This is a genomic window from Candidatus Protofrankia californiensis (genome assembly GCF_900634765.1).
Lineage (GTDB): Bacteria > Actinomycetota > Actinomycetes > Frankiales > Frankiaceae > Protofrankia > Protofrankia californiensis.
In genome coordinates this window covers 1-5,469 of record NZ_CAAAFT010000157.1, presented here as the reverse complement: position 1 = coordinate 5,469, position 5,469 = coordinate 1, and the positions used below count along the sequence as shown (strand labels likewise).

General features: G+C 72.3%; 4 protein-coding genes. All 4 read left to right on the top strand.

Annotated features, from left to right (window positions below):
• Window positions 1–968: heparinase II/III family protein (locus DD1DGNOD_RS09120; protein WP_206443043.1), on the top strand; the 968-nt coding region annotated here is incomplete at its 5' end.
• Window positions 965–3,370: a bi-domain-containing oxidoreductase gene (locus DD1DGNOD_RS09115; protein WP_131769890.1), complete on the top strand. Its 2,406-nt coding sequence runs from the start codon at window positions 965–967 to the stop codon at window positions 3,368–3,370. The genes DD1DGNOD_RS09120 and DD1DGNOD_RS09115, both read left to right, overlap by 4 nt.
• A complete protein-coding gene (locus tag DD1DGNOD_RS09110) occupies window positions 3,367–4,725 on the top strand; it encodes a lipopolysaccharide biosynthesis protein (RefSeq protein WP_131769889.1) in 1,359 nt (452 codons plus the stop codon). Before DD1DGNOD_RS09115 ends, DD1DGNOD_RS09110 begins: the two co-directional genes overlap by 4 nt.
• A 10-nt stretch (window positions 4,726–4,735) precedes the next feature.
• Window positions 4,736–5,469: glycosyltransferase (locus DD1DGNOD_RS09105; RefSeq protein ID WP_131769888.1), on the top strand; the 734-nt coding region annotated here is incomplete at its 3' end.

The window sequence follows — 5,469 nt, the reverse complement described above, 5'->3', positions numbered from 1 at the left end:
CCGGAGGGCCGGGACCCGCCGGGTGGGGATCCGGCAGGCGGCAGGTGGTCCACCATGCCGACGACAGCCGGTCAGGCATCCCTGCACCTGCCGTCACCGGGACCGGATCACGGCTGCTTGCCGACACCGGTCTCGCGGTGTTACGGGCAGGGGGCTTCCACCTCGTCGCCGATGTCGGACCGGCGTGCCCGGACACCCTCCCCGCACACGCCCACGCCGACACCCTCGCGTTCCTGCTCTGGTGGAACGGCATCCCCCTGATCGTCGACACCGCGACCTCGACCTATGACCCGGGAGCCGTCCGCGACCACGAACGCTCGAGCGCGGCGCACGCGAGCCTCGTCGTCGACGGAGTCGACTCGACCGAGGTCTGGGGCGCTTTCCGCGCCGGCCGCCGCACCCATCCGAAGATCGTCCAGATGGCGCTGGACGGCGGCACAGCGGTACTCACCGCCTCCCACGACGGCTACCGGCACCTGCCCGGACGCCCGGCGCACGAGCGCACCTTCACAGTCCGGCCGGACCGGGTGGAACTCACCGACCGGGTGGAACTCACCGACCGAGCGGGCGGGCGGGAAGCCCACCGCGTCGAGGTTCTCTTCCCGCTCGCTCACGACACGGTCGCCACTGTGGACGACCCCGCCAGCACGATCCGGGTCCGCACCGCCGACGCCTGGGAGATCGTCCTGCGCGCGCGGGGCACCGCGACCACCGCCGTGGAGGGTCGCTGGGAGCTACGCCGGACACACCGGGCGATCGGCTGGCAGGACACCGTACCGGCGTTCACCGCCGCGTACGTCGTCGACCGCGAGCTGCCCGTCGAGATCCACACGGACATCGAGGTCGTCCGACCGGACGGCCTCCGGCCGGAAATACCAGACCGGCCGGAAATACCAAGCCGACCAGGAACGCCAGGCCGACCAGGAGCGCCAGGCCAACCAGGAACGAAGGGGGTGGAGCGGACGTGAAACAGGTGGTGCAGGCAATCCGTGGGGGCGCGGTCGAGGTTCTCGACGTCCCCGCACCACAGATCGGTCCGACCGAGGTTCTGGTCCGTACCGCGGCGAGCATCGTCTCCCCCGGGACGGAACGGGCGGTCACCGCGCTTGCCCAGTCGGGACTCGTCGCCAAGGCCCGAGCCCGTCCCGACCTGGTCCGCCAGGTGGTCCGGCGGGCCCGTACCGACGGGATCGGTACGGCCGCTCGCGCGGTGCAGGCTCGGCTCGGGGGGGACATACCGCTGGGCTACAGCGCGGCCGGAACCGTGGTGGACGTCGGAGAGATGGTCAGCGGGGCCGGCATCGTGCCCGGACAGCTCGTCGCGACCGGCGGGGCCGGCTGGGCGAACCACGCCGAGGTGCAGGCGGTGCCCGGTCTGCTGTGCGCGCCGGTTCCCGCCGGGGTACCGGCCGTGGACGCGGCGTTCGCGACGGTAGGTTCCATCGCCCTGCACGGGCTGCGCCTCGCCGACGTCGGGCCGGGTGCCAAGGTGGTGGTCGCCGGACTCGGCCTGGTCGGCCAGCTCGCCGCCCGGATCGCGCTGGCCAGCGGATGCGACGTGGCCGGCATCGACGTCGCCGACCTGCCGCTGGCCGCGGCCGGCCGGGCCGGCGTCCTCACCCTGCGTGAACAGGGCGAGGCCACGACGGCCGCGGTGCTGCGCTGGAGCCGTGGACGGGGCGCGGACGCCGTACTGGTCTGCGCCGCCACGCGGACGTCGGATCTCATGGGCAGGGTGCCGGCACTGTGCCGGGACCGCGCGACCGTGGTCGTCGTCGGGGACGTGGGGCTCGAGCTGAACCGCACGCCCTTCTACGACCGGGAACTGTCGGTACGGTTCGCGCGCTCGTACGGGCCGGGTCGCTACGAGCAGGCGTACGAGGACTGGGGCGTGGACTACCCGGCCGGCCAGGTCCGCTGGACCGAGGGCCGCAACCTGGAGGCCGTCGTCGACCTGCTGGCCACCGGCCGCCTGGAAGTCGCCGATCTAGTTACGCACAGTTTCGCCATCGACGACGCCGCGGCCGCCTACGCCCTGGTCGAAAGCAGGAGCGAACCGTACCTGGCGATCCGTTTCGACTATGACGTGTCCCGGACGCTCCCGGACAGCATCGTCCTGCCTTCCCAGCGTGGCCACCCGAGCCGGCTGCCGGGGGTCCAAGGGCTGGCCGGGCCTGCCCGGCTCCCCGGCTTTCCCAGGCTTTCCAGACCTTCTCGGCTTTCCGGATCTTCCCGGCGTCCCGAGCTCCCCGCGGTCCCGGGGCTGGCCGGGGCACACCGCGTCACAGGCGGGGGCACGGCACGGGCCTCCGGCGGAGGCTACGGCGTCGGCTGGATCGGCGCCGGCGCCTTCTCCGCCACGGTGCTGCTGCCCGCCTTCCGCGCCGCGGGCTTCGACCGCTTCGTCACGGTCGGCTCGGCCGGTGGCCTGCGCGCCAGACGGTTCGGGGAGCGCGCCGGTTTCGCGAAGATCGCCGGCAGCGCGGACGCCGTCATCGACGATCCCGACGTCGACGTGGTGGTCATCGCAACCCCGCACGACGCCCACGCCGACCTTGTCGTACGGGCGCTGGACGCCGGCCGGCACGTGTGGTGCGAGAAACCGCTGGCGCTGTCCTTCGACGAGCTGCAGGCGGTGGACGCCGCCGCCCGCCGCGCCGACGGCGTCCTGTTCGTCGGCTTCAACCGGCGCTGGTCACCCGCGGCCCGGCTCGCCCGGGAGCATCTCGACGCCCGGACGTCCCCGCTCACCATGATCTACCGGGTCGCGGCCGGGAAGATCGCGGACGGGCACTGGTACGCCGACCGCCGCCAGGGCGGGCGGCTGCTCGGGGAGGTCTGCCACTTCGTCGACACCTGCACGTTCCTGAATCCCTCCGAGGTCGTGTCGGTGCAGGCGCACCCGGCCGGCGGTGGGGGCGTGCTGCTTGCCGACGACGTGACGGTCGTACTGGGACACGCCGACCAGTCGACCTCGGTGATCGTCTACTCCTCCGCCCGCCCGGCCGGCATCGGCAAGGAGCACCTGGAGGCTCTGGCCGGCGATACGCACCTCGTCCTCGACGACTTCCGGAATCTGACCGTCGGTGGCCGCGGTGTCTGGCAGGGACGCCAGGACAAGGGCCACAACGCGGCCGTCCGCGAGTTCCACCGGCGCCTACGCAACACCACCGGTGACGCCCCGGAGCCGGACTTCGGCCTGGCCACCTCGGCCCACGTCCTCGCGGCTGCCGTCGCGGCGACGGCAACCACAACGGCGACCACACCAGCAGTGCCGGCGGCGCCGATGGCGACCCGCGGCAGTGTCCAGCCGGCGGACCGTCCCACGCCCGGCACGGACGGCACGACTACCCCGAACGCCGTGACGTGACAGCGCAGGATGCCCAGGCCAGCAGCGCCGCCGTGAACACGGTCACAGCGCCCGGCAGGCTGCCCGCAGCCCGGCACCGGCGGCCCCGGCGGGTAGCGCTCGGGCGCCCGACCGTGCCGTCGGGGATCGCGGTCGCCGCAGGCAACGCCTCCGGGATCCTGATCGGGCTGGCCTCGGGGATCGTGACCGCGCGGGTTCTCGGGCCGACCGACCGCGGGGCGTTCGTGGCCACCCAGACGATGTCGGGTGTGGCGGCGGTCGTGCTCACCCTCGGCGTGACGCAGGCGGCGGTGACCGACCGTAGCAGTGACAGCGACCTTGTCGGCCCGCTGCTGGCGCAGGTCGCCGCGGTCGCGCTGGCTGCAACGGTGTTGTTCGGGGTGCTCGCTGGCGCCGGGGCACAGCCCTGGTTGGGCATTTGCGGGGTTGTCGGCGCGGCGGCGGCCACCGCCGGGGCGGTGGCCTCGTCGCTGGCCTCCGGCATGGCGCAGCGCCGGTCGCGGATGACCGGCGAGTTCCAGGTCGTGCGGCTGGTGCCCACGCTGGCAGGCCTGTTCCTGCTGGTCATGGCCTGGCGGGCGGGAACGCGCGACGTCGGTGTCTGGCTGCTGTGTTCGGGTGTCGGCGTCGCCGTTCCGGCGGTCATGATGCTGGTCCGGAGCCTCGGTGGCCTGGAAAAGCTACGCCGGCTGGCCCGGATCGTCCCGTCGCGGGCACTTGTCCAGGGTGCCGTCGCAGCGTTGCCCACGGCCATCGGGGCGCAGGTGATCTATCGGCTCGACTCGGTGGTCGTCGCTGCCGCCCTGCCCACCGCCAGCGTCGCATTCTACGGTGTCGCGGCCACCGCCAGCCTCACCTGCACCGCACTCGGCCAGGCGGTCGGGATGGTCGCCTTCAGCCGGCTGCGGCACGCCCGTGGCGCGGACCAGCAGCGCCTCCTGATCCAGCGCGGAGTGAAGTGGGCGCTCGGCGTCGCGGCCGGCGTGGCCCTGCCGGTCACGATCTTCGCGCCCGATCTGATCACCCTCTGTTATGGCCGGGAATTCCTGCCCGCAGTGGACCCGACCCGGGCTCTCGTCCTCGCGGCGATCCCGCTGTCCGCCGACTATCTGCTGATTCATGCCCTGCTCAGCCTTTCCGGCCAGCGCAGCGTGTACGGGACGCAGGCGCTGGCGGCGACCCTTACCATCATCGTCCTGTGCGTAACCGTGCCCACGGGAAATCTCGCACTCGTCGCCACCGCGTCGATCGCCATCTACACCCTGTCCGCGGCACTGATGTTCGGTGCGGTGATGCGGCGCACCGCGCCGGGCCGCACCGCGCCGAGCCGCACCGCTTTTGTGGAGCAATCATGAGGAATATCGCATGAGGAATATCGCGGTTATCGTGCACTGGGGGCCGGCCGAGCCCACCGTCGAACTCGCCTGTGAACTGAACCGGAGCACGCTGCTGCATCGGGTGGCAGTCGTGGCCAATGATCTGTCGGAACGCCCCGAGGGTATTCCCGCGGAGATCGCCTGGATGGTCCCGTCGCGCAATCTCGGTTTCGCCGGCGGTTTTCAGCACGCCACCCGGGTCTACCCGACCGCGTCCTGTTATCTGCTGCTCAACAATGACATCCGGATGGATGACGCGACGATCGGGGCATGCCTTGACCTGCTGTCCGCCGACCGCGTCGGCGTGGTCGGCCCGACGCTGGTCAACGCCCGGGGACTGCAGTCGGGCGCCGCCGTCCTCACCCGGTTCCTCGCCGCGCCCCGGGTCCTGCGGACACCGAGCACGAGCCAGCCGTGCGAGGCCGAGTGGGTCACCGGCGCGGCCATGTTCATCAAGGCCGAATGCCACCGGGACGTGCCGATGGACGGGCGCTACTTCCTCGGTTTCGAGGATGCCGACTTCTGCCACCGCGCGCGGGAGGCCGGCTGGCGTGTGATGCTCAGCCCGGCACGGGCCTGGCACGCCAGCGGCGGGACGATCCCAGCCGGCCGGTACATCTACTACAGCATCCGCAACAGGTTGTGGTTCGTCCGCGCGCGGGGCTGGGCGCTGCGCACGGCGTTGGTGACGCTGTGGTCGGTCCTGGTCCTGCTGCCCGGCAC